The sequence below is a fragment of the Roseburia sp. OM03-7AC genome (genome assembly GCF_003462625.1).
Taxonomy (GTDB): domain Bacteria; phylum Bacillota; class Clostridia; order Lachnospirales; family Lachnospiraceae; genus Roseburia_C; species Roseburia_C amylophila.
The window spans coordinates 848,182-873,914 of the sequence record NZ_QTZJ01000001.1 but is presented as its reverse complement, the minus strand read 5'-3'; the positions used below and the strand labels follow the sequence as shown (position 1 = coordinate 873,914).

Below are 25,733 nucleotides of genomic sequence, written 5' to 3'. Positions count from 1 at the left end.
TTCAAGGAGGTGAAACAGTAATGGCAGTAAAGATCAGATTAAGAAGATTAGGACAGAAAAAGGCTCCTTTCTATAGAATCGTAGTTGCAGATTCCCGTTCCCCAAGAGATGGAAAATGCATCGAAGAGATCGGAACTTATGACCCAACTAAGGATCCTAGTGAGTACCATGTAAATGAAGAACTGGCTAAGAAATGGTTAGCAAACGGCGCACAGCCAACAGAAACCGTAAACCGTATCTTCAAAGCAACCGGTATCGTAAAATAGTGAGGTGTACCTATGAAGGAATTAGTAGAAGTAATTGCAAAATCACTTGTAGATTACCCGGATGAGGTCAATGTCACAGAGACAGAGAACGAGAAAGCCATCGTATTGGAACTGCGCGTAGCTCAGTCCGACATGGGAAAGGTAATCGGAAAGCAGGGACGCATTGCAAAGGCAATCCGTTCTGTTGTGAAAGCAGCAGCCTCAAAAGAAAACAAAAAAGTAATCGTTGATATTATGTAATAATATCGATGACATAAAAGGAAGCAGCAGAGTAATCTGTTGCTTCCTTTTTATCTATATGCTAATAATTATGCACAGGAATTCGTTCCTGTGCACTTTTCCATCTTGTCCCATTATGCGACATATGTTAAAATACAAAAAAGCATACATTAATACAATCGAAATAGCAAATTCTATTATTCAAATCTTGTTTCATTTTGAACATGACATTTCTGTATCTATCTATGCTTTTATTCACTAATTAATCAAAAAAGCAGGAGAGGTACAGCAGTGGATTTTGTAGCAATGGTTCTTCTGTCACATACAAGGAGGACTTGCCTATGACAAGAGAAACAAATGAAAACACACCGGTAGCAAACCGTAAATTCAAGGACACTATTTTTCGCATGCTATTTTCGGAAAAGGAAGCTTTGCTGTCGCTTTATAATGCGGTTAATAGCAGTAATTATACGGATGCAGATGCACTGGAAATTGTAACTTTAGAAAATGCTATTTATATGGGAATGAAGAATGACCTGGCTTTTATTCTGGATATGAATCTTTATCTATATGAACATCAATCCACAATAAATCCGAACATTCCGCTTCGGGATTTATTTTATATTGCAGCAGAATACCAGAGGCTTGTAGATAAGAAATCCCTATATTCTTCTGCATTACAGAAAATTCCCAATCCCCATTTTATTGTATTTTATAACGGAAGCATGCCGATAGAGGATTGTTGTACCAGACGGCTGTCAGATGCGTTTTATCATGCAACAGACAATCCATCTTTGGAGCTTGTTGTTACCACATTTAATGTGAATGTGGGGCACAACACGGAGTTAATGTCCCAGTGCCAGATATTGAGGGAATATTCCATTTATGTCGCAAAAGTGCGTGTTTTTACGGAACAGATGCCAGTAGATGCTGCTGTACAAAAAGCAGTTGCAGAATGCAGCCATGAAAATATTCTGGCAGATTTCCTTAGGAAAAATCAGGCGGAGGTAATTGCTATGAGTATATTTGAATATGACAAAGAGGAAGAGGAAAAGAAATTAAGGAAAGCAGAATTTGAGGCAGGAGTCGAGCATGGAATAGAGCAGAGTTTAGTTTCACTTGTAATAAAGAAAATGAAAAAAGGAAAATCTGTAGAAGAAATTGCGGATATGCTAGAAGAAACTCCGGAAAAAATTCAAAATATATATGAACTGGCAAGAAATATGGAACCAGACTATGATGTAGAGAAAATCTGTGGACAATTGTCAAGATAAAAAGATAAAACAGTAAGTTTTTTCTGGGGAAAAGAAAAGCAGTTATATAGTTTTATAAAAAGTGCACAGGAATTCGTTCCTGTGCACTTTTTAACAATTTTACTTATGCGCGAAAACCGTAGTCGGTATACATTTCTTCGCAATATTTGCAGCGATAGGTTTCTTCATTTTCATCTGTGAGCAGGAAAATCTGGTCTAATTCCTGTTCGATGGAAGTAATGCAGCGTGGGTTCTTGCAACGGATTACATTTTTTACCTGCTTTGGAAGATGCAGTTCCTTTTTCTCAACGATTTTATCGCCTTTGATAATATTTACGGTAATATTGTGGTCGATAAAACCTAAGATATCTAAGTCTAAGGCATCAATCGGGCATTCGACTTTGATGATGTCTTTTTTTCCCATTTTATTGCTTTTGGCATTCTTGATAATGGCAACGGTACAGTCTAACTTGTCCAGCTTTAAATTGTGATAGATAGAAAGGCTCATACCGGCTTTGATATGGTCGAGAACGAAACCTTCATGAATTCCACTGATATTTAACATATTGATTACCTCCATTTTAATAGTGTAAGAATCAGAGCCATTCGCACATAGACACCGTACTGTGCCTGACGGAAATAAGCAGCTCTTGGGTCATCATCTACTTCTACGGATATTTCATTGACACGAGGAAGTGGATGAAGAACATACATGTCGTCTTTGGCAAGTTTCATTTTTTCCTTGTCTAATATGTAATAGTTTTTCAGACGGACATAATCTTCTTCATTGAAGAAACGTTCCTTCTGTACTCTGGTCATATAAAGAATATCAAGTTTTGGCATTGCATCATCCAGTCTTGTTACTTCTTCAAACGGAATATTATTTTTTACCAGAACGTCTTCGCGGATATAGTCCGGAATTTTAAGTTCTTCCGGAGAAATAAGAACGAAGCGGATTCCGGGATAACGAATCAGTGCATTAATCAGAGAGTGCACGGTCCGGCCGAATTTTAAATCACCGCATAAACCGATTGTCATATTGTCTAATTTCCCTTTTAAAGAACGAATGGTTAATAAATCAGTTAATGTCTGGGTTGGATGTTGATGACCGCCATCACCGGCGTTGATTACTGGAATAGAAGATTTCTGGGAAGCTACAAGAGGTGCACCTTCCTTTGGATGACGCATAGCACATATATCTGCGTAACAGGAAATGATTCGGATAGTATCGGAAACACTTTCACCTTTTGCTGCGGATGAACTGTCTGCACTGGCAAAACCAAGAACAGAACCACCAAGGTTTAACATGGCAGCTTCAAAACTAAGACGGGTACGGGTGCTTGGTTCATAGAAACAGGTTGCAAGTTTCATACCATCACAGGCATGTGCATATTTTTGTGGATTTTTTTCAATATCACCTGCTAAATCCAGCAGTTGATCCAGCTCCTCTACGGATAAATCGAGGGGACTCATTAAGTGTCGCATAAGATTCCTCCTGTATGATGTTTTTAGTAATGTCGTCTAGGCATTTTTACTATCATATAATATTAAAATATAAAATTCAAGGTAAAATATAAAGACGCAATATTCTGAAATTTGAAAAATTTTTCAGTATATGATAAAGTAGGGTATCATAAGGTGATGCAAAGAGAAGGAGAGCAAAAATGATTGAGGAAAGAAACGATATGCAGATGGACTTTGATGAGGATGCCCAGTACACAGAACGCAAGAGAATACTCTTTTTCGGTCTGCCATGGACCTTTACCAAATATATCATCAAACCAAGTGTAATTACAGTAGATGCAGGCTTATTCAAAATTGAAGAAAATGACTGCTATATGTATAAGGTACAGGATGTAAAATTAACGGCAACTTTGCTGGAGCGGATGTTCGGACTTGGAACTGTAATCTGTTATACCGGAGATGTTACTACACCGGAGCTTCGGCTGACACATATCAAACATTCCAGGGAAGTAAAAAATTACATCTTAAAAGCATCCGAAATTGCAAGAATGAAACGCCGTACTTTAAATACGTTAGATATTGGAGCTGGCGCAGATATTGATGATTTAGACTCATAAGCGTAACAGGACATTGCAGGATTCAGGCATCGCACGGACTTAATAAAGAAGTTCCGTGCGATGCTGTTTTATGCAGAAAAGGGGATTTAAGATTTTCTCCGGGGAACAGTGGTAACACGTTCAAATAGGAGACCTGCCATCATCCAGAGAGGCGCATAGTCTAAGCGGATGACACCGTTGATATTGGTTTTGGCATTGCTGTAATCCCATGGACAGATGCCCTTTTTCTTTAAGAAGGTTCCGGTCAGATACTCACAGACAAAGATACCGGCAGAGTAAATGGAACCCCGGAAGATGGCAGGCAGCTTATGAATGTGCTTATAAACCGGCGGAATAACCGCCGCCATGCCATAAATCGGGAACATCCAGATAGAAGTATGCCCCGTCAGTTTAAAATTGTTATTGCGGACAGAATCAAGGGAGGTGAAGATAATTTCCATGCACCAGCCCGTGAGTCCGCATATCATAAAATTATTCTTCATCATAAGAAAAGTATCTCCTTTGAATTTAGAAAAATACTATGAAATTATGAAACAGGGATGGAATGCGGCTGGTAATTTTTGTGTGTAAAATAACTGGGTGTTCACGAAAGGACGAATGTATGATAAGACCTGTTAGAAGCACTTGGAATTCTGTATAAAAACAGGCAACGCTGACACATGGATGTGGCAGCGAAGCGCATATGAACATGGATGTGAATTTGCGCTGGTTGCCGGAACAAATCATAACAATATCAGAATTCTTAGTGCTTCTTGCAGGTCATTATGTTACATTCAGATTTCGTGAACATCCGGTTATTTCGGTTACACAATAAATACATTTGCAGCATCACCCTGTTTCGTAATTTCATAAAATATCTGTAAGAAATTATGAAATCTTTCATAAATAAAAAGTGGAAAACTTGTAAAAACCCACCCGGTAGCATATAATGATAAAAGTGTATTTTTAAGGATACGTCTATGGCATATCTTAAGGATTTACTAAAGCAGGTTACATATATTTGTACACGGGGAACGATGGATTGTAAGGTGACACATATCTGCCATGATTCCAGACAGGTGGTCAGAGGAAGCATGTTTATCTGCCTTGCGGGAAGCAGAGAAGACGGGCATGATTATCTTGCTCAGGCAATTCGTAAAGGAGCAGCAGTGTGTGTAGTATCAAAGCATGTCTGGGTGGAAGGTGATGTGACAGTCATCCGGGTACGCAATACCAGTGAAGCCATGGCATGGATAGCCAGAAATTATTATGGCGCACCGGCAGAAGCCATGCAGATGATAGGAATTACCGGAACAAAAGGAAAGACCACGACTGCCTGTATGCTGTATCAGATGTTAAAGGAAGCCGGGGTAAAATGCGGACTGATCGGAACTCTTGGCGTACGAAGAAGCGATGGATTAAAAAAGCCAGGCAGCAATACGACACCGGATGCTCTGGTATTACAGAAGGAACTGCGGGAAATGGCGGATGCCGGATGCAGTTGTTGTGTGATGGAAGTATCCTCCCAGGGACTGAAGCATTACCGGGTGGACGGAATCACCTTTGCCATTGGAATTTATACTAATCTGTCCATGGACCATATCGGACCGGGAGAGCATCGGAGTTTTCGGGAGTATGCCTGCTGTAAAAAACGGCTTTTTGAGCGTAGCCGGGTGATTTGTATCAATGCAGATGATAAATATCATGGTTTTATGACAGCGAATCTTGATGCTCCGGTATATACTTATGGAATCGAACAACCCTGCGATGTAAAAGCGGAGCATATCATATATGAAAGAAGCAGTCGTGGATTAAATGTCACATATCAGACAACCGGGTGGATAAAGGATGAAATCGTATTAAAAATGCCCGGAACTGCCAATGTATATAATTCCCTTGCTGCCATGGAAGCAGCACATCTCCTTGGAATTTCCCCGGAGACGATAAGGAAAACCTTAAGAAATGTTTCAGTAAAAGGAAGAATTGAAGAAGTAAGAATTTCAGATAAATTTGATGTAGTCATTGATTATGCCCATAATGCGGCAAGTCTGGAATCCCTGATAAAGACATTGCGGCAGTATCAGCCCAAGCGTCTGGTATTATTGTTTGGCTGCGGTGGAAACCGTTCTCCGCTGCGGAGGTTTCAGATGGGTGAGACAGCCGGAAGACTTTCGGATGTCACGATATTGACATCGGATAATCCAAGATATGAAAAGCCGGAGGCAATCCTTTCTGACATCGAACAGGGAATGAAGAGAACGAAAGGAAAGTATAAAATTATTCCGGATAGAAGAGAAGCCATTTCTTATGCTGTTTCCCAGGCACAGGAGGGCGATTTGATTGTAGTGGCAGGAAAAGGTCATGAAGAGTATCAGGAGATAGAAGGACATTTTTATCCGATGAACGAACGGGAAATGATAGAGAACAGTATATGAGGTGAATCTATGGCAAAATATGCCAATATCATAATTGATATTTCTCATGAAAAATTAGATAAAACTTTTCAGTATCGGATTCCACCGGAAATGAAGGATGAGATAACGGAAGGAATGCAGGTCATTGTTCCCTTTGGAAACCGGACGATAAAGGGCTACGTGATAGAACTGACAGATAAAGCAGAATTTGACACGGCTAAATTAAAGGACATTAAAGCTGTTGATAACAATGCCATGCAGATTGAATCACAGTTCATTGCCCTGGCAGCGTGGATGCGTAAAAATTATGGTGGAACCATGAACCAGGCATTAAAGACAGTGATTCCAATTAAAGAGAAAGCCAAAGAAAAAAAGAGCCGTCTGGTACGCCTTATGCTTCCTTTTAACGAGGCAGCAAGCCTTTTGGAAGAACTGAAAAGAAAGCACAGAACTGCCCGGGCAAGACTGTTAGAAGCACTGTTAGAAGAAACTGTCTTAAGTTATGATGTAATAACCAAAAAGCTTCATATTACGGCAGATGTCATCAAAGCAATGGTGCAGCAGGGAGTTATAACGGTAGAAGAAGTGCGGACTTACCGTAATCCTGTCCGTACACAGGAGATGGGAGCCTATACCCTGACCTTAAATGCAATGCAGCAAAAAGTGGTGGATGCAGTGATAGAAAATGCCAGAACAGAAAAGAAACCGTGCCTCATTCACGGAGTGACCGGAAGCGGTAAGACAGAAGTCTACATGGAGCTGATTGCAGAAGCTGCCGGCAGGGGAAAGCAGTCCATCGTATTAATTCCGGAGATTGCACTGACCTATCAGACGGTGATGCGGTTTTACCATAGGTTTGGCGACCGGGTTTCCATTATGAATTCGAAACTGTCACCGGGAGAGCGTTCCGACCAGTTTGAGCGGGCAAAAAAAGGTGAAATTGATGTTATGATTGGCCCTCGTTCTGCTTTGTTCACACCTTTTTCAAATCTTGGGTATATTATAATAGATGAAGAGCATGAGGGCACTTATAAAAGTGAGACGATACCAAGGTATCATGCAAGGGAAACCGCAATAGAGCGGGCGAGAATGTCCGGTGCCACTGTGATTTTAGGCTCGGCGACCCCTTCCATCGAAAGCTTTTATCATGCGAAAAAGGGTGACTATTTACTCCTTTCCATGGATAAGCGGGTGAAGGAAAAGCCACTGCCGGAATGTGAAATTGTGGACTTAAGAGAAGAATTAAAGGCAAGAAACTTTTCGATTTTAAGCAGAAGCCTTCATAAAAAAATAGAGCAGCGGTTATTGCGGAAAGAACAGGTTATGCTATTTATTAACCGCAGGGGAATGGCAGGCTTTGTATCCTGCCGTGCCTGTGGTCATGTAATGAAATGTCCCCACTGTGATGTGTCATTGCATGCACATAATAATGGAAAACTGATATGTCACTATTGTGGTTATGAGCAAAATCATGTTAAGATATGTCCGAACTGTGGTTCAAAATATATCAGTGGTTTTAAAGCCGGAACCCAGAAAATTGAGGAACTGGTAAAAAAAGAATTCCCTAAGGCAAGGATTCTTCGGATGGATTTTGATACCACAAGAAGCAAAGACAGCTATGAGAAAATCCTCTCCGCATTTGCCAATCAGGAAGCAGATATCCTGATTGGAACCCAGATGATTGTAAAAGGACATGATTTTCCAAATGTAACATTAGTAGGAGTGCTGGCAGCAGACTTATCTCTTTATGTATCCGATTATCATGCCGCTGAGAGAACCTTTCAGCTTCTGACCCAGGCAGCCGGAAGGGCAGGACGAGGTGAGAAACCGGGAGAGGTCATTATCCAGACTTATAATCCGGAGCACTACAGCGTCATCTGTGCAAAGAATCAGGATTATAACCAGTTCTATGAAGAGGAAATTTTCTACCGGCAGGCAATGCGTTATCCGCCGGTATGGCATATGCTGGTTGTGCTTTGTGCATCAAAAGAAGAAGCAGAAGCCTATGCATGTGCAAAAGAGCTTGCAGATACCATGGAAAAAGTGCAGGCTGATAAAAAGCTTCAGATGATTGGACCAGCAGATGCAGCAGTAGCCAAGGTAAATGACATTTATAAAAAAGTACTTTATTTCAAACACCCGGATTATGGTGTGTTGATTCAGATAAAAGATAAAGTAGAACAGCTTATGGAAGAAAAACAGGGAGTAAGAAACGTATCGGTGCAATTTGATTTTGACCCGGTAAATGGCTTTTAGAGAAAGAAATTTAAGGAGGAAGTAAAAATGGCATTAAGACAGATCCGGACAGTAGGAGATCCGGTATTGACAAAGACCTGTAAAGAAATTAAAGAGATAACACCAAAGATTTTAGAACTGGCAGATGATATGTTAGAAACCATGTATGAAGCCAATGGTGTGGGACTTGCTGCACCGCAGGTTGGAATCTTAAAGAGAATGGTAGTTATTGATATCGGAGATGGCCCGATTCTTATGATTAATCCTGAGATTATCGAGACTTCCGGAACCCAGACCGGAGATGAAGGCTGCTTAAGTCTTCCGGGCAAGGCAGGAACAGTTACAAGACCAAATTATGTAAAAGCCCGTGCATTTAATGAAGATGGTGATGAATATGAGATTGAGGGAACAGAGCTTTTAGCAAGAGCAATCTGTCATGAATTAGACCATCTGGATGGACATATGTATATGGAAAAAGTAGAGGGCGAGCTTCATGATGTAGTCTATGAGGAGGGCTAGAAATGAAAGTAATATTTATGGGAACACCGGATTTTGCGGTGGGTACATTAGAGGCAATTGTGGCAGCAGGCCATGAAGTAGTGCTTGCGGTAACACAGCCGGATAAACCCAAGGGAAGAGGAAAGAGCATGCAGTATCCGCCGGTAAAGGAAGCTGCAATTGCCCATGAAATCGAAGTATATCAGCCGGAGCGGGTACGCCGCCTAGAATGCATAGAATATCTGGCAAAATATCAGCCGGACATCATTGTGGTAGCAGCCTTTGGACAGATACTTCCAAAAGAAATTTTAGAGATGCCAAAATATGGCTGCATCAATGTCCATGCATCCCTGCTTCCAAAATATCGTGGGGCTGCACCAATCCAGTGGGCAGTAATCAATGGAGAGAAGGCTTCCGGCGTAACGATTATGCGTATGGATGAAGGCCTGGATACCGGAGATATGATAGCATCTGTGGCTGTGGAACTGGATGCACAGGAGACCGGTGGCAGCCTTTTTGATAAATTGCAGGATGCCGGGGCACAATTGTGTGTAGAAACCATGAAATCCATTGAAGATGGTACAGCAGTGTATACACCACAGGATAATGAGATTGCAACGCATACCAAAATGATTCAGAAGTCATTGGGAAAGATTAACTGGTCTTTATCTGCAGTGCAGATTGAGAGGCTGATTCGTGGACTGAATCCATGGCCGAGTGCCTATACTTACCTTTCCGGTAAGACATTGAAAATCTGGAAGGCAACGGTACATCCGGGCAATACGGATGCTGCACCGGGAACAGTGGTAAAGGCAGATAAACAGAGCCTTGTCATACAGACAGGCGTTGACCGTCTTTCGCTGGAAGAAGTGCAGTTAGAAGGAAAAAAACGTATGCCGGTTGCTGATTTCTTACGTGGATTTACAATCGGAAACGGAACGGTGCTTGGAACAAAACAGCAATAAAAAGGAGGAATTCATATGCCATATTATTATTGGTGGGACCCGACTTATTTCTTAGTAATTATTGGTGCAGTAATCTGCCTTCTGGCATCTGCCCATGTAAACAATACGTTTAAAAAATATTCAAAATACCGCAGTATGTCCGGAATGACAGGGGCACAGGCGGCACAGAGAATCTTAAATGCAGCAGGCATTTATGATGTGGAAATCCGCCATATTTCCGGAAACCTTACCGACCATTATGACCCGAGAAATAAGACCTTAAGTCTTTCAGACAGTGTCTATAGTTCGGCATCTGTTGCGGCGGTTGGTGTAGCAGCCCATGAGTGTGGACATGCTATCCAGCATCAGAAGAATTATGCACCGCTTACCATTCGTGGTGCCATTGTTCCGGTAGCCAATATCGGTTCTACACTGGCATGGCCGCTGATCCTGATTGGATTATTTATCAGCAGCCGCAGTGGTCAGGCATTGATTACAGCAGGAATCATCTGCTTTTCACTGGCAGTATTATTTCAGATTGTAACACTTCCGGTAGAATTTAATGCATCGAGAAGAGCAGTAAGAATCCTTGGAGAGACAGGAATCTTAGGAGAACAGGAACTGGGCTATACGAGAAAAGTTTTAGGAGCTGCAGCGTTAACCTATGTAGCGGGAGCAGCTTCAGCGATTCTTCAGTTACTGCGTCTGATTTTATTATTTGGAGGACGACGGGATGACTGATTCGGTGAACAGCCGGGAACTGGTGCTTGCAATTTTGCTGGCGGTAACAAAGGATGGCATATACAGCCATGTGGCGATTTCTGATGTACTGACCAAATATCAGTATCTTGAGAAACAGGAGCGCAGCTTTATTACCAGAGTCAGCGAGGGTACTCTGGAGCGTATGCTGGAGCTTGATTATATTATCAATCAGTTTTCCCGTGTGAAGGTGAATAAAATGAAGCCGGTAATCCGTTGTATTATCCGGAGTGCAGTCTATGAAATGAAATATATGGACAGTGTTCCGGTATCGGCTTCCTGCAACGAAGCAGTAAAGCTTGCAAAGAAAAAAGGCTTTGGAAAGCTTTCCGGATTTGTCAATGGAGTGCTTCGGAATATCGGAAGAAATCTTGATAAGATTGCATACCCGGATAAGAAAAAAGCTTATAAACAGTATTTATCCGTAACCTGTTCCATCCCGGAATGGATGATTACACTCTGGGAGAAAAATTATTCCTTAGAACGGATTGAAAAGATAGCAGAAGCATTTTTGAAAGAAGAACCACTGACCATAAGGTGTAATATTACAAAGATTACACCGGAAGCATTGGTGGAGCGCTTGAAAAATCGTGGCATGGAAGTGAACATAGATGAAAAACTTCCTTATGCATTGCATGTAAGAGGTGTGGATTATCTTGGCAGCATTCCGGAATTTGCGGAAGGACTTTTTTATGTGCAGGATTTAAGCTCCATGAAGGTGGCTGAGGCGGCAGAGGTAAAAGCAAATGATACTGTCATTGATGTGTGCGGAGCACCTGGTGGAAAGAGTATACATATTGCACAGCTGCTTTCCGGCAGTGGAAGGGTCATCACCAGGGATGTCAGTGAGTATAAAGTCTCTTTGATAGAAGAGAATATCAGACGTCATCAGGTGACCAATATGACAGCCGAGCAGTGGGATGCCTGTGTATCAGATAAAGGCAGTATCGGCAAAGCAGATGTGGTTATTGCCGATTTACCATGTTCCGGACTGGGTGTGCTCCGGAAGAAACCGGATATCAAATATCGGATGCAGCCGGAAGATATCAAGTCACTGATCGCATTACAGCGGGAGATTTTATCCACGGTTCATCAGTATGTGAAGCCGGGTGGCAGAATGATTTACAGTACCTGCACCATTGATGCGGGAGAGAATGAAGAAAATGTTGCGTGGTTTATGGCAAATCATAAAGAATTTGAAGTAGAAAGCATGGAACAGATTCTGCCGGATGAATTAGGCAGTGACGGATTTTTCATTGCCAGATTAAGGAAACAGAATGTATGATAGAAAAAGTTGATGTAAAATCCTTGAATTTAAAAGAATTAGAAGAATTTCTTTTGTCTCTGGGAGAGAAGAAATTCCGGGCAAAGCAGATATATGAATGGATGCACATCCATCATGTCACCTCCTTTGATGAAATGACAAATCTTTCGAAGAATTTAAGGGAGACATTAAAAGAGAAAGCAGACCTTATAGTATTAGAAGAAGAACTGGTACAGATTTCGAAGATTGACGGAACGAGAAAGTACTTATTTGCATTGGCAGATGGGAATATGATAGAAAGTGTGCTGATGAAATATAAGCATGGCAATTCCGTATGTGTTTCTTCCCAGGTGGGCTGCCGTATGGGCTGCCGGTTCTGTGCATCCACACTGGACGGACTGGTGCGTAATCTGACACCATCGGAAATCTTAGAGCAGATATACCGGATTCAGGAGAGCATCGGAGAACGTGTTTCCAATGTGGTAGTCATGGGAAGCGGAGAACCTATGGATAATTATGATAATATTGTAAAATTCATTGAACTGCTGACAGACGAGCATGGACTTCATATCAGCCAGAGAAATCTTACGGTATCTACCTGTGGACTGGTGCCACGGATGAAGCAGCTCGCTGATTTGAAACTTCAGATTACACTGGCACTTTCCCTGCATGCATCCTCACAGGAAAAGAGGAAAGAGCTGATGCCGGTTGCCAACAGTTATGAGCTTTCCGAGGTCTTAGATGCCTGCAGATATTATTTTGACAAGACAGGACGAAGAATCACTTTTGAGTACAGTCTGGTGGGCGGCGTCAATGATACGGATGAGGATGCAGAGCGGCTGGTTAAGCTGGTTTCCGGCATGAACTGCCACATTAATCTGATTCCGGTAAATCCCATTAAAGAGCGGGATTATGTGCAGTCAGACCATGAGGAAATCCTCAAATTTAAAAATAAACTTGAAAAAAACGGAATTAATGTTACTATTAGAAGGGAAATGGGCAGAGATATTGATGGTGCCTGTGGACAGTTAAGAAAGAAATTTTTAGAAAGGTAGGTGGACTATCATGAAGACTTTTTCAATTACAGATATCGGACAAAAGCGCAGCTCCAATCAGGACTATGTCTTTTCCTCTGAGCAGCCGATTGGTAATCTGCCAAATCTTTTCATTGTTGCAGATGGAATGGGAGGACATAAAGCGGGAGATTATGCTTCCAGATATACGGTAGAGACATTGGAGAAGCTGATTCGTGAGTCGACATTGTCAGAGCCGGCTGCAATTATTGAGTCTGCAGTAAAGCAGGCAAATACCATGCTGTTAGAGGAAGCGAATAACCATGAGGAAATGAAGGGAATGGGAACTACTCTGGTAATTTGTACCATTCATGACAACGTGCTTACGGTTGCCAATGTGGGAGACAGCAGACTATATGTAGTAAATCAAGAAATCAGGCAGATTACGAAAGACCATTCGCTGGTAGAAGAAATGGTGCGGATGGGTGAGATGGACAAAGAAACAGCCCGGAATCACCGTGATAAAAACATTATTACAAGGGCAATCGGAGCAGTCCCGGAAGTGGATGTGGATTTCTTTGAGATTAATCTGGATCCGGAAGATGAAATACTTATGTGTACCGATGGATTAACCAACATGGTAGAGGATGCAGATATCAGAAATATTATGCTCAGTCAGCGTGATATTGCAGAACAAGCAGAAAGACTGGTAAAGACTGCCAATGAAAATGGCGGTAAAGACAACATTACAGTAATTGTAATAAAACCATTTTCGGATGAGGTGAAGATATGTTAACAGAGGGAATGTTTATCGCAGAACGTTATGAAATTATTGGGAAAATAGGCGCAGGCGGAATGTCTGATGTTTATAAGGCAAAGGATCATGTCTTAGGACGTTTTGTGGCAATTAAAGTTTTAAAGCAGGAATTCAGTGAAGATGTTAATTTTGTGACAAAGTTCCGTACAGAGGCACAGTCAGCAGCAGGATTAGAGCATCCAAACATCGTAAATATCTATGATGTCGGAAGCGAAAACGGCATGCATTATATTGTCATGGAGTATGTGGATGGAATCACATTAAAGACATATATTGAGAAGAAAAGCAAACTGACTTACAAAGAAGCGGTCAGCATTGCCATTCAGGTAGGCAGAGGTATTGAGGCTGCACACAATAAGAATATTGTGCACCGTGATATCAAGCCACAGAATATTATTATTTCCACAGAAGGAAAAGTAAAGGTAACCGATTTTGGAATTGCCCGTGCAGCAACTTCCAACACCATTAATTCAGATGTTATGGGTTCCGTACATTATTCTTCTCCGGAGCAGGCAAGAAACGGTTTCGTAGATGGCAAGAGTGATATTTATTCTCTTGGAATTGTCATGTATGAAATGGTAACCGGAAGAGTTCCTTTTGATGGAGATACTACGGTTGCGGTAGCAATCCAGCATTTACAGGAAGAAATGGTTCCACCAACTGCGTATACACCGGACCTTCCAATCAGCTTAGAGAAGATTATTTTAAAATGTACACAGAAGAACCCGGACCGCCGTTATGAGAATATGGGCGAACTGTTGATTGATTTAAAGAAATGTCTGATTAGTCCGAATGAAGATTTTGTTACCATGGTTCCACTTGGCAGCAATGATAAGACAAGAGTCATCGGACAGGATGAATTAGAGCAGATCCGAGAAGGCTCCGGAAAAGTTTCCTATGATGAAGAGGAAGAAGCAGGAGAGGAAGAAGAACCGGATGAGGATGAATTAACAGAGGATGAGGAGAAGGAGAATGGAATTCTCAATCCGAAGATGGAAAAAGCAGTTACTATTATGGGAATTGTCGCTGCAGTTATCATCGTAGGAATCGTCATTTGCCTGGTTGGTAATATCCTTGGAATTTTCCGATTTGGCGGCAGCAAGAAAAATGATACCGAGACAGAGATTGCAACAGAAACCGAAACAGACACCGAAGATAAAATCGAAATGATTGATTTGCGTGGTCTTACTTTTGAAGAAGCACAGAATGAAATCAAAGATAAGAAGCTTGATATCAAGTTAGAAGAAGGCGAGGAGATTTCCTCTGATGATTATGAGGAAGGACAGATTGCCGAGCAGAGTGTGAAGAAGGGTGAATCTGTAAAGGCTGGCGATACCGTTACTGTCCGTATCAGCAGCGGAGCAGGAGATGTTCCGATTCCTGACGTAGCCGGTTATAAGTCTTCGGAAGCACAGAAAAAATTAGAGGATATGGGCTTTAAGGTAAGCACGGATTATGATTACAGCGATACCGTACAGCAGGATTATGTTATCAAGACTACACCGGATATCGGAACCAATGCGAAGAAGGGTGATACCATTACCCTGATTTTGAGCCGTGGTATTGAAAGCGTACAGGTACCGGATGTCAGAGGACACTCAGAAACTGATGCGAAAAATGAATTAACCGGTGTAGGCTTAAATGTTACAACCAAGACCGATTACAGCGATGATGTGGCAGAAGGTCAGGTTATCAGCCAGGATCCGGTAAATGGCAAGTTTGTTGACCGTGGAACAACCGTTACCCTGACCATCAGCTTAGGCAAGAAGACCACATACTATTCTTATAAGAGTGATACATTAGCAGTACCGCAGGATGGCAAGAATTATACCGGCGGAACCGTTACTTTGAAAGGTTCTGATGGAAGTACCCTCTGGACTACAACCTTCGAGGGAACAACACCTGGTTCTGTGAACGTGGATAATATTAAAAATATGAGCAGCGGTACCCTTGAGGTTGACTGGACATATACCAACGAAGATGGTACAACAGGAACCAATGTGGTATCGACCTCTGTAAACTTTACTGAAAAATAAGGATGCACATGCAGGGAAAAATAGTCAAAGGAATTTCCGGATTCTACTACGTTCATGTAGTGGAATCCGGAATTTATGAATGTAAGGCAAAAGGAATATTCCGCCAGCAGAAGATGAAACCACTGGTGGGAGATGATGTAGAGATTGATATTATTTCAGAAGAGAAGAAGACCGGAAATGTCGCAGCAATTCTTCCAAGAAAAAATGCACTGATTCGTCCGGCAGTTGCCAATGTGGACCAGGCTCTTTTGATTTTCGCGGCGGCAAGTCCCAATCCCAATTTTAATCTTTTGGACCGCTTTCTGGTAATGATGGGACGGCAGGATGTTCCGGTAATCCTTTGTTTTAATAAGTGTGATTTGATTACGGAGGAACAGCAGCAGGAGATTGCATCTATTTATGAAGCAAGCGGCTGCAAGATACTCTTTGTCAGTGCAAAAAAGGAACTGGGACTGAAAGAACTTCAGGAAATATTAGAAGGAAAGACTACAACGGTAGCAGGACCTTCCGGAGTGGGAAAATCTTCACTTATTAATCTTTTAGCACCGGAAGCCTGTATGGAGACCGGTGAAATCAGTAAGAAGATAGAGCGCGGCCGTCATACCACAAGACATGCAGAACTGATTCAGCTTAAGGGCGATGGTTATATCATGGATACACCGGGATTTAGTTCTCTTTATCTTCCGGAAATGGAGAAGGAAGAATTGCAGGATTGTTATCCGGAGTTTGCAGCCTTTGAACCGTATTGCAGATTTCAGGGCTGTTCCCATATCAGTGAGCCGGACTGCGGAGTCAAAGAAGCTTTATCAGAAGGAAAGATTCATCCGGTGCGTTATGAAAATTACTGCCAGCTTTATGGAGAATTAAAGGACAGAAAGAAGTATTAAATAATTAGAGTATCGAAAGAGAAGAGATAGAAAATAGGATATCGAAAATAAGGTACAGCCAAATAAGATACGAAAGAAATATCAGATACAGAAAGGAATCAGACGATGAATTGTTTATCCCCATCTATTTTATCAGCAGATTTTAGTAAATTAGGAGAAGAGATTAAGACGGTAGATGAAGCCGGGGCGCAGTACATTCATATCGATGTAATGGATGGAAGCTTTGTGCCAAGCATTTCTTTTGGAATGCCGGTAATCCGCTCCATTCGAAAATGCACTGATAAAATATTTGATGTTCATCTGATGATTGATGAGCCAATCCGTTATATTGATGAGCTGGTAGACTGTGGAGCCGATTTGATTACGGTGCATGCAGAAAGCTGTAAGCATTTAGACCGGACCATTGAAGCTATTAAGGAACGTGGCATCATTGCAGGAGTAGCATTAAATCCTGCTACACCATTAACTGCCATTGAACATATTTTAGAAAAAGTGGATATGGTATTAATCATGACAGTAAATCCGGGCTTTGGCGGACAGAAGCTGATTCCTTATACTATCGATAAAGTGCGTCAGTTAAAGAAAATGGTGCAGGAGCGGAAGCTGAAGCTTGATATTGAAGTGGATGGCGGCGTAAACCTTTCCAATGTTGAAACATTGATGGATGCAGGAGCAAATATTATTGTTGCCGGAAGCGCAGTTTTTGGCGGAGATGCGGAAGAGAACACCAGATGTTTCTTAAATCTCATTAATGGTGGTAAATAAGATGAAAACATTGATTATCAATGGCGGAACAATAGAGGATGCATTTGCATTAAGTTATATAGAGAGGGTAAAACCGGATTGTATCTTAGCAGCAGACCGTGGCATGGAATTCTGTTACCGCAATCAGATAAAACCGGATGTCATATTAGGAGATTATGATTCGGCAGATAAAACCATATTGGAAGCATTTCGACGGCAAAGCGGCATTGAGTGGCACCAGTATCAGCCGGAGAAGGATTATACCGATTCTGAAATTGCCATCGGAAAAGCTATGGAGCGAAACAGTAGTGAAATCCATATATTAGGTGGCACCGGCACAAGGCTTGACCATGTGTTAGGTAATATACAGCTTCTGATGCAGCCGCTGGCAAAAGATATTCCGTGTTTTCTCATAGATTCCCATAACCGGATTCGCCTGTTGAAAGAGCGCGCGGTTCTTCGAAAGAGTCAGCAGTTCGGAAAGTATGTATCCTTACTTCCTCTTACCACAGAAGTAACCGGAGTAACATTGACCGGAATGAAATATCCTCTGCAGGATGCCGCATTTACCAGTGATAATACATTAGGTGTCAGTAATGAAATTGCAGACGATGAAGCGGTGATAGATTTAGAAAACGGAATATTGATTATGATTGAATCGAGAGACTGATTTTTGAGAGACTGAATTCTGTAAGACAGAAGAGGTCTCTTTTTTGTTATTAAGCTTCTTCAGGCTTTATGCTTGTATTGGAGCGGATAGACTGTACCATTATTCTTTTAACGGAAAGACCGTTTCTATCTTGACAAATTAAAAAAATATAGTACAATACAATTCATAGTAAATGAATAGGAAAAGGATGAAAAGGAAGATGAACAGAAGCGTAAGAACAAAATTAACAGCACTCGGTCTTTGCGTAACATTAATGTTTACAGCACTGACAGGGTGTGGAAATAAGGATACAAAGGAGACCTTAAGCACGGAGCAGCAGTCTGTGACAGAGGTAATTGAGAGTACAGAAAATGTGACAGAAGCAGGAAATGAAGTGACAGAGGGAGCCAGTGAAGAGAATCCGGTTACTTTTACGGATGCACTGGGAAGAGATGTAACCGTAACTTCCCATGACCGTGTGGCAGCCATGATTGGAAGCTTTGCAGATGTCTGGTTATTATCCGGTGGTGAACTGGTGGCAACAGCCAATGACTCATGGGAGTCATTAGACCTTGACTTAGGAGATGATGTGGTAAATCTTGGAAGTATTCAGGAGCCAAATACAGAAGCATTACTTGCCGCACAGCCGGATCTTGTAATTGCAAGCACCAATACTACTTCTAATGTGGAGATGGAAAATATGCTGACAGAAGCAGGCGTTACAGTAGCATATTTTGATGTATCTGATTTTGACGCATATCTTCAGATGTTAGACATTTGTACAGATATTACCGGAAGAAAAGATTTATATGAGAAAAACGGACTTGAGGTTCAGAAACAGATTGAAGAAATCAAGGCAAGGGTAGATGATTCCCATCCAAGCGTATTATTTTTACGTGCAGCAGCAAGTGGTGTAAAAGCCAAAGGAAGTGAAGGCAGCGTAGGTGGTGAGCTGTTAAAGGATTTGGGATGTGTGAATATTGCAGACAGCGACAGCGGATTATTGGATAATCTGAGCCTTGAAGCAATCGTAACCGCAGATCCGGATTATATTTTCGTGACTACACAGGGAACCGATACAGATGCGGCACTGGAAAATGTGCAGGAAACATTAATTAACAGTCCGGTATGGAGCAGTCTTACTGCAGTGAAAGAGAATCACTATTATGTACTGGATAAACGGCTTTACAACCTGAAACCAAATGCCCGCTGGGGAGAAGCGTATAAAGAACTGGCAGACATTTTATATCAGGAAAACTAAGACGCAGAAACTTAAGTGACAGAGTATAGGCAATAAAGGAGAAGCGGGATGGGATATTTTCCATTTTTTGTGGAACTAAAAGGAAAAAGAGGACTGATTGTCGGTGGCGGTATTGTAGCAGAACGCAAGGTAAGAAAGCTGCTGCCTTATGAACCGGAGCTTCTGGTTGTTGCACCAAAGATTGATAATGGAATCTGGAAACTTTCCGAAGAAATAAAAGAGAAAAGAAAAAAGAACGAAGATACGTCGGAACTTATTTTATCCGAGCGGGATTTTGAAACTACAAATCTGGAAAAAATGGATTTTGTTATTGCGGCAACCTCGGATGAAACATTGAATGCAAGGATTGCAAAGCTTTGTGAAGAGAGGAATATTCTGGTAAATGTTGTAGATGATAAGGAAAAATGTGGATTCCTGTTCCCGTCGCTGATTCGGGAGGGAAAGCTCAGTATCGGCATTTCTACCGAAGGAGCAAGTCCAAGAGTAGCAACCACGTTCCGTGCCCGGTTAAGCGCAGACATCCCGGAGCGGATGGAAGAAATCCTGGATTATCTTGAAAAGATTCGTCCTTTTGCAAAAATGGCAATCGAAGATGACAAAAAGAGAGCTGCTTTTCTGATGGAATTGGCAGATGTGTGTATGGGAAAAGGACGTCCCCTGACAGAAACTGAATGCGAAATTTTACTGGAAAATTATCAAAGCAAAACCCTAAAAGAAGCTTGTCCGGTCAGGAAAGTATCCCCAGGAAAGGTGGTTCTGGTGGGAGCCGGTTGTCTGTCCTATGAATACATAACACTGCGCGGCATGCAGGAAATCAGAAAAGCACAGGTGCTGATTTATGATGCGTTAATTGATACAAGGCTTCTTGATTTTACCATTGAAAACTGTGAAAAAATCTGTGTAGGAAAACGCAGTGGCAGACACAGCATGAAGCAGGAAGAGATTAATATGCTGCTGATAGAGAAGGCAAAAGAAGGTGCGCATGTTGTAAGGTTAAAAGGCGGTGACCCATTTGTCTTTGGCAGAGGAAATGAAGAAGTAGACGCACTGACGGAGGCTGGCATTGAAACAGAAGTAATTCCCGGCATTTCCTCCTGCATTGCAGTGCCGGAGCTTGCCGGAATTCCGGTGACGGAGCGGAAGGTCAGCCGGAGCTTTCATGTAATGACCGGGCATTTTGCCGGAGATGAGGAATCATTAAAAGATGAGATTCACAAAATGGCTGCCATGGATGGAACCTGTGTCTTTCTGATGGGATACACAAGACTTGCGGAGATTGTAAGAGAATTACAAAACGGCGGTGCAGCGGCAGAGACACCGGTAGCAGTAATTCATGGAACTTCTGATGGAAGCAGCCGGGCAGCATATGGAACACTTCTTACCATCGAAAAAGAAGTGCAGGAGAAACAGATCCCAATGCCGGCAGTGATTGTGGTAGGAGATACCGTCCGTTTACCGGAGTAAGAAAAAGAAAAAAATTCAGGACTTTTCGGAAAAACGAGGTCCTGAAAAAAATTTTCTTACATTTCCTATTGACCATATATGAATTATAGGGTATTATGGTAAATAGTTACAGGAAAGGAGAAAAAAGGAAATGGCGAAAATAGCACAATCTCTGACAGAATTAGTTGGTAATACACCAATACTGGAACTGAAAAATTACGAAGAAGCAAAGCATCTTCCGGCACACCTTTTAGCAAAGCTTGAGTATTTTAATCCATTGGGCAGCGTAAAAGACCGTGTGGCAGAAGCAATGATAGAGCAGGGAATAAAAGACGGGCTGATTAATGACAAGACCGTTATTATAGAACCGACCAGTGGCAATACCGGAATTGGGCTGGCATTTGTATGTGCGGCAAAGAAGCTGCATCTGATTTTAACCATGCCGGATACCATGAGTGTTGAGCGAAGAAAGATTGTAACAGCACTGGGAGCAGAAGTGGTACTGACCCAGGGACGGCTTGGCATGCGGGGCGCAATTGAGAAGGCAGCCCAGTTAAAAGAAGAATATGGAAATGCATTTATTCCGCAACAGTTTGAAAATCCGGTCAATCCAAAAATCCATGAGCTTACTACCGCAGAGGAAATCTGGCGGGATACGGATGGCAGGATAGATATTTTTGTAGCTTCTGTAGGAACCGGTGGAACACTGACCGGAACAGCAAGAGGCTTAAAGGCAAAGAAAGCAGACATTAAGATTGTGGCAGTAGAACCTGCAACTTCCGCCGTTCTTTCCGGAAAAGAACCGGGACCACATAAGATACAGGGAATCGGCGCAGGATTTATTCCGAAGGTTATGGATTTGTCACTGGTTGATGAGATTATTCCGGTAGATAATGATGTGGCATTTGATACCACAAGAGAAGTGGCAAAGACGGATGGACTCCTGATTGGAATCTCGTCCGGTGCAGTCTTACATGCAGCAGAAGAACTGGCAGGCAGACCGGAGAATAAAGATAAAAATATTGTTATCTTAATGCCGGACAGCGGAGAGCGGTATTTATCCACCTCTTTATTCGAATTATAAAATCAATGAAAAGAGATAGAAAGGAAATGTTGGGTGACATGCAGAAGAGCAGAAAACAGCAGGGAAAGAAAATTACATATCGTTACCGCATGACTGCACTTTTACTTGCAGTCATGATGTTGCTGCTCAGTGGATGTGGCAGACAAAAGAGTGATGTCATTACCATAACCAATGTTTCCTATGATCCGACCAGAGAGTTTTATGAAGCATATAATAAAATGTTCATACAGCATTATGAAGCAGAAACCGGAAAAAAAGTGGAAGTCATCCAGTCTCATGGAGGCTCCGGCATGCAGGCACGTTCCGTAGTGGAAGGTTGTAATGCGGATGTGGTGACACTGGCACTGGCACATGACATTTCGTTGATAGAGGATACCGGATTGATTAATGAGGGCTGGATGGATCAGTTCCCGGATCAATCCGCACCATATACTTCAACCATTGTCTTTCTGGTACGAAAGGGAAATGAGAGAAATATCAAAGACTGGGATGATTTGATTCAACCGGGTGTTGAAGTAATCACGCCGGATCCGAAGAGCAGCGGCGGTGCATGCTGGAACTTTCTGGCAGCATTAAGCTATGCAAAGGAAAAGGGTTACAGTGAAGCAGAACAAAAGAAATTTTTAAAAGAACTTTATGCCAACGTTTCCGTGATGGATTCCGGAGCAAGAGGTTCCACAACCACCTTTGTGGAAAATGGAAAAGGCGATGTACTGATTGCATGGGAAAATGAAGCCATGACAGTACTTAAGAATTATCCGGGAGAATATGAACTGATTTCTCCGACGGTCAGTATCTTAGCACAGCCCAGTGTGGCAGTGGTAGATGATAATGTAGATTTCAATGGAACAAGAGATGTGGCAGAAGCATATTTATCTTATTTATATGAAGATGATGCACAGCGGCTCGCCGCAGAGAATGGTTACCGTCCATCCAATCAGGAAATTTTAAAGGAATATGAAGATACCTTTGATCTGACGATGGCACTTTGGAGTATTGATGATTTTGGTGGCTGGGATCAGGCATACAAAGATTATTTTGATGATGATGCCTGGTTCGATGAGATATATAACTACTAGAAGAAGAGGCAAGTATGAAAAGACGATTCCGTAAAAATAAAAAAATCAGAGTCATACCGGGATTTCATTTAACGCTTGGAATTACAGTTACAATGCTTTCACTGATTGTACTGATTCCACTGGCATCCGTAATGGTATATTCCTTAAAGTTATCTCTGTCAGAATTTTTCGGACTTCTGACCAAGTCAAATGTATTATATGCATTTGCCACCAGCATCGGATGTTCTTTCTTAGCAGCATGTATCAATGTGGTATTTGGTGTGATATTAGCCTGGACGCTGACCCGGTATGATTTTCCGGGAAAACGGATTTTAGATGGATTTATTGAACTTCCATTTGCACTGCCTACTGCAGTTGCGGGTATTACTTTATCAAAGATGTATTCTGACACCGGAGTCATCGGAAAGCCGTTAGCAGTCCTTGGAATAAAAGCAGCATATACCCATGTGGGACTGGTCATTGCACTGGTATTTGTGGGAATTCCATTTGTCGTGCGTTCCGTTCAGCCAATATTGGAAAAATTGGATGGACAGTATGAAGAAGCAGCTTATATCCTTGGAGCGACACCGTCGAAAACATTTTTCAAAGTAATCTTATCTGAGATGAAACCGGCAATTTTAACCGGATTTGGACTGGCATTTGCCAGAGGGGTAGGAGAATATGGAAGTGTTATCTATATATCCGGCAATAGTGCCAAGGAGCATACACAGGTAATTTCCTATGTTATTATGCAGAAATTAAATTATATCGATTATACCTCTGCAACAGCAATTGCACTGGTTATGTTAATCATATCATTCCTTATTTTATTTGCAGTGAATATCATTCAGATGAAGCAGGCGCAACGCACGAATCAGTTATAGAAGGAGAAAAGTATGAATGAGCTTGAAAAACTGGAAAAAAGAAAAAAAAGTACGCGTCATATTCTGATTACAGTCAGTGTACTGTTCCTGTTCCTGATGCTGGTTCTTCCGCTGCTCTGCATCATTGCAAGTTCCTTAAAAGAAGGATTTGCCTTTTACATGCAGTCCATCCGGACAGATTATGTAAAGAGTGCTTTAAAGGTAACTCTGATTGCAACAGTGGCAGCGGTGGTGATTAACACATTCTTTGGATTATGTGTTTCATGGCTTTTAACCAAGTTTTCCTTCCGAGGAAAACAGGTGCTGGCAACCTTGATTGATATTCCGTTTTCCATTTCACCGGTTATCGTGGGACTGGCATTTTTGATGACATTTGGAAGACTGGGCTGGACCTATCCATTTATCCGGGCAATTAACCAGTTTTTTGGAACGAATATCAGAATCGCTTTTGCAATTCCGGGCGTTATTTTAGCAACGGTATTTGTAACATTTCCTTATGTATCAAGGGAAGTGATTCCGGTTTTAAATGCTCAGGGCAAGGACGAAGAAGAAGCAGCAGCCCTGATGGGAGCCGGCGGACTGAAAATCTTTTTTAAGATTACATTTCCACAGATGAAATGGGCATTGCTCTATGGAGTCATCCTTTGTACCTCGAGAGCGTTGGGAGAGTTCGGTGCGGTCAATGCTCTGTCAAAGACAAGAGGAGAGACCTTTACACTTCCACTGGAAATCGATGCATTATATATGTCGGGTACAGAGCAGTCCGTTACTGCAGCATTTGCAGTATCCTCGCTTTTGGTTATTCTGGCAGTTATTATATTATTCCTTCGAAATATTCTGGAATATCGGGCAAAAACAAGAAGGGAGAGCCGCTGATATGTATGTTGAAATGAAAGATATATGCAAACAATATGGCAGTTTTAAAGCTTCTGATCATGTCAGCTTTGGCATTGAAAAAGGAAAACTGGTGGCACTGCTTGGACCATCCGGCAGTGGAAAGACAACACTGCTTCGTATGATTGCAGGACTGGAAATGCCAAATTCCGGAGACATTTACATCGATGGAAAACGGGTCAATGATGTACCGGCTTCCAAACGAGGCATCGGATTTGTTTTTCAGAACTACGCATTGTTCCGCTATATGACGGTATATGACAATGTGGCATTTGGACTGGAGCTTCAGAAGGTGCCAAAGAAAGAAATTAAGAAGCGGGTAATGGAGCTTTTGGAGATTACCGGACTTTCCGGTATGGAGAAGCGGTATCCGAACCAGTTGTCCGGCGGACAGCGGCAGAGAGTTGCTTTTGCAAGGGCACTGGCACCAAGACCACAGGTACTGCTTTTGGATGAACCGTTTGCAGCAATTGACGCCAAGGTTCGTTCGGAATTAAGACTCTGGCTTCGCAGTGTAGTTACAAAGCTTGGAATCACCAGCATTTTCGTAACCCATGACCAGGATGAAGCCGTTGAGGTGGCAGATGAGATTATCATTACTAATCACGGAACCATCGAACAGATTGGAACACCGGCAGAGATTTATAATACACCGGATACTCCGTTTGTAGCACAGTTTATTGGACGTTCTTCCCTAGTGGAACATTACGAAGAACTGCATGGATTTGATAAAATCGAGGGTGCAGCGAAAGCAGTCATCCGACCGGAATTTGTAAAGATACATAAATTTGGCAAAATTGACCGCTATATGAGTGCATCCCAGGATGGCATTGTAAAGGATATCGTATTCCGTGGAAACCGTCTGGATGTTACGGTAGACGTAGGCGGCATTGAGATAATCTGTGAGTGGCCATTGGAAAAAGAAAGTCTTGAAATCGGAGAGAAGGTAAGCCTTTTGATTTACCGGTTATATGTGCTGGATAAAGAGCGGACGTATCTCTGTGAAAATAAAGAAATGCAGGAGGATGATGTATTCTACATCTAAGTTGCT

The 25,733-nt window shown here is 42.0% G+C and carries 26 protein-coding genes; 23 read left to right on the top strand and 3 right to left on the bottom strand.

From position 1 onward, the window contains the following. Positions 1 to 20: 20 nt before the first annotated feature. The 3 genes from rpsP to DXB39_RS04310 all read left to right on the top strand — a co-directional run bounded on the left by rpsP (position 21) and on the right by DXB39_RS04310 (position 1,759). A complete protein-coding gene (rpsP, locus tag DXB39_RS04320; RefSeq protein ID WP_022243187.1) occupies positions 21 to 266 on the top strand; it encodes a 30S ribosomal protein S16 in 246 nt (81 codons plus the stop codon). A 12-nt stretch (positions 267 to 278) separates the two neighbouring features. Further along, entirely contained in the window at positions 279 to 506 is a 228-nt protein-coding gene (locus tag DXB39_RS04315) for a KH domain-containing protein (protein ID WP_022243186.1), read from the top strand. Between the two features lie 320 nt (positions 507 to 826). Then, positions 827 to 1,759: a hypothetical protein gene (locus tag DXB39_RS04310; RefSeq protein WP_243005990.1), complete on the top strand. Its 933-nt coding sequence runs from the start codon at positions 827 to 829 to the stop codon at positions 1,757 to 1,759. A gap of 103 nt (positions 1,760 to 1,862) precedes the next feature. On the opposite strand, the gene DXB39_RS04305 is transcribed toward DXB39_RS04310, so the two are convergent. Both DXB39_RS04305 and pyrB read right to left on the bottom strand, forming a co-directional pair. Next, on the bottom strand, positions 1,863 to 2,303 hold the full coding sequence (locus tag DXB39_RS04305) for an aspartate carbamoyltransferase regulatory subunit (protein WP_117840865.1): 441 nt from the start codon (positions 2,301 to 2,303) through the stop codon (positions 1,863 to 1,865). Positions 2,304 to 2,308: 5 nt separating this feature from the next. Beyond that, complete coding sequence (gene pyrB, locus DXB39_RS04300) at positions 2,309 to 3,223, bottom strand: aspartate carbamoyltransferase (RefSeq protein WP_022243183.1); 915 nt, start codon at positions 3,221 to 3,223, stop codon at positions 2,309 to 2,311. Between the two features lie 179 nt (positions 3,224 to 3,402). Here pyrB and DXB39_RS04295 point away from each other — a divergent pair, with 179 nt between their 5' ends. Beyond that, entirely contained in the window at positions 3,403 to 3,819 is a 417-nt protein-coding gene (locus DXB39_RS04295; protein ID WP_117698484.1) for a PH domain-containing protein, read from the top strand. 86 nt (positions 3,820 to 3,905) lie between these two features. Here DXB39_RS04295 and DXB39_RS04290 read toward each other — a convergent pair whose 3' ends face one another. Next, entirely contained in the window at positions 3,906 to 4,304 is a 399-nt protein-coding gene (locus DXB39_RS04290; protein ID WP_117840866.1) for a putative ABC transporter permease, read from the bottom strand. 474 nt (positions 4,305 to 4,778) lie between these two features. Between DXB39_RS04290 and DXB39_RS04285 the strand changes: the two genes are divergently transcribed. The 19 genes from DXB39_RS04285 to DXB39_RS04195 all read left to right on the top strand — a co-directional run bounded on the left by DXB39_RS04285 (position 4,779) and on the right by DXB39_RS04195 (position 25,727). Next, positions 4,779 to 6,233 carry a UDP-N-acetylmuramoyl-L-alanyl-D-glutamate--2,6-diaminopimelate ligase gene (locus DXB39_RS04285; RefSeq protein ID WP_117840867.1) on the top strand — a complete coding sequence of 485 codons (1,455 nt, stop codon included), beginning with the start codon at positions 4,779 to 4,781 and terminating at the stop codon, positions 6,231 to 6,233. A gap of 9 nt (positions 6,234 to 6,242) precedes the next feature. Then, positions 6,243 to 8,468, top strand: coding sequence for a replication restart helicase PriA (gene priA, locus DXB39_RS04280; RefSeq protein ID WP_117840868.1), 2,226 nt, complete (start codon positions 6,243 to 6,245; stop codon positions 8,466 to 8,468). A gap of 27 nt (positions 8,469 to 8,495) precedes the next feature. Then, the gene (def, locus tag DXB39_RS04275) at positions 8,496 to 8,966 is read left to right on the top strand and encodes a peptide deformylase (protein WP_117698487.1); all 471 of its coding nucleotides are present in this window, start codon (positions 8,496 to 8,498) and stop codon (positions 8,964 to 8,966) included. Between the two features lie 2 nt (positions 8,967 to 8,968). Beyond that, entirely contained in the window at positions 8,969 to 9,910 is a 942-nt protein-coding gene (gene fmt, locus DXB39_RS04270) for a methionyl-tRNA formyltransferase (protein ID WP_117840869.1), read from the top strand. Between the two features lie 15 nt (positions 9,911 to 9,925). Next, positions 9,926 to 10,630 carry a zinc metallopeptidase gene (locus DXB39_RS04265; protein WP_117840870.1) on the top strand — a complete coding sequence of 235 codons (705 nt, stop codon included), beginning with the start codon at positions 9,926 to 9,928 and terminating at the stop codon, positions 10,628 to 10,630. After that, positions 10,623 to 11,933: a 16S rRNA (cytosine(967)-C(5))-methyltransferase RsmB gene (gene rsmB / locus DXB39_RS04260; protein ID WP_117840871.1), complete on the top strand. Its 1,311-nt coding sequence runs from the start codon at positions 10,623 to 10,625 to the stop codon at positions 11,931 to 11,933. Before DXB39_RS04265 ends, rsmB begins: the two co-directional genes overlap by 8 nt. Beyond that, on the top strand, positions 11,930 to 12,967 hold the full coding sequence (gene rlmN / locus DXB39_RS04255; protein WP_117840872.1) for a 23S rRNA (adenine(2503)-C(2))-methyltransferase RlmN: 1,038 nt from the start codon (positions 11,930 to 11,932) through the stop codon (positions 12,965 to 12,967). Before rsmB ends, rlmN begins: the two co-directional genes overlap by 4 nt. A gap of 10 nt (positions 12,968 to 12,977) precedes the next feature. Further along, a complete protein-coding gene (locus DXB39_RS04250) occupies positions 12,978 to 13,721 on the top strand; it encodes a Stp1/IreP family PP2C-type Ser/Thr phosphatase (RefSeq protein ID WP_022243173.1) in 744 nt (247 codons plus the stop codon). Beyond that, the gene (pknB, locus tag DXB39_RS04245; RefSeq protein WP_117840873.1) at positions 13,715 to 15,778 is read left to right on the top strand and encodes a Stk1 family PASTA domain-containing Ser/Thr kinase; all 2,064 of its coding nucleotides are present in this window, start codon (positions 13,715 to 13,717) and stop codon (positions 15,776 to 15,778) included. Before DXB39_RS04250 ends, pknB begins: the two co-directional genes overlap by 7 nt. A gap of 8 nt (positions 15,779 to 15,786) precedes the next feature. Next, the gene (rsgA, locus tag DXB39_RS04240; protein ID WP_022243171.1) at positions 15,787 to 16,665 is read left to right on the top strand and encodes a ribosome small subunit-dependent GTPase A; all 879 of its coding nucleotides are present in this window, start codon (positions 15,787 to 15,789) and stop codon (positions 16,663 to 16,665) included. Positions 16,666 to 16,770: 105 nt separating this feature from the next. Then, entirely contained in the window at positions 16,771 to 17,430 is a 660-nt protein-coding gene (gene rpe / locus DXB39_RS04235; protein WP_022243170.1) for a ribulose-phosphate 3-epimerase, read from the top strand. A gap of 1 nt (position 17,431) precedes the next feature. Beyond that, positions 17,432 to 18,079 carry a thiamine diphosphokinase gene (locus DXB39_RS04230; RefSeq protein ID WP_117841239.1) on the top strand — a complete coding sequence of 216 codons (648 nt, stop codon included), beginning with the start codon at positions 17,432 to 17,434 and terminating at the stop codon, positions 18,077 to 18,079. Between the two features lie 199 nt (positions 18,080 to 18,278). Next, a complete protein-coding gene (locus DXB39_RS04225; protein WP_117840874.1) occupies positions 18,279 to 19,319 on the top strand; it encodes an ABC transporter substrate-binding protein in 1,041 nt (346 codons plus the stop codon). Between the two features lie 48 nt (positions 19,320 to 19,367). Then, complete coding sequence (cobA, locus tag DXB39_RS04220) at positions 19,368 to 20,783, top strand: uroporphyrinogen-III C-methyltransferase (RefSeq protein ID WP_117840875.1); 1,416 nt, start codon at positions 19,368 to 19,370, stop codon at positions 20,781 to 20,783. Positions 20,784 to 20,913: 130 nt separating this feature from the next. Continuing rightward, a complete protein-coding gene (cysK, locus tag DXB39_RS04215) occupies positions 20,914 to 21,846 on the top strand; it encodes a cysteine synthase A (RefSeq protein ID WP_117698496.1) in 933 nt (310 codons plus the stop codon). 89 nt (positions 21,847 to 21,935) lie between these two features. After that, positions 21,936 to 22,925, top strand: a complete 990-nt coding sequence (locus DXB39_RS04210) for a sulfate ABC transporter substrate-binding protein (protein ID WP_243005995.1) — start codon at positions 21,936 to 21,938, stop codon at positions 22,923 to 22,925. Positions 22,926 to 22,939: 14 nt separating this feature from the next. Next, complete coding sequence (gene cysT / locus DXB39_RS04205) at positions 22,940 to 23,788, top strand: sulfate ABC transporter permease subunit CysT (protein WP_117840876.1); 849 nt, start codon at positions 22,940 to 22,942, stop codon at positions 23,786 to 23,788. Positions 23,789 to 23,800: 12 nt separating this feature from the next. Next, entirely contained in the window at positions 23,801 to 24,664 is an 864-nt protein-coding gene (locus DXB39_RS04200) for a sulfate ABC transporter permease (RefSeq protein WP_022243162.1), read from the top strand. A 1-nt stretch (position 24,665) separates the two neighbouring features. Beyond that, complete coding sequence (locus tag DXB39_RS04195; RefSeq protein WP_117698499.1) at positions 24,666 to 25,727, top strand: ABC transporter ATP-binding protein; 1,062 nt, start codon at positions 24,666 to 24,668, stop codon at positions 25,725 to 25,727. Positions 25,728 to 25,733 lie beyond the last annotated feature (6 nt).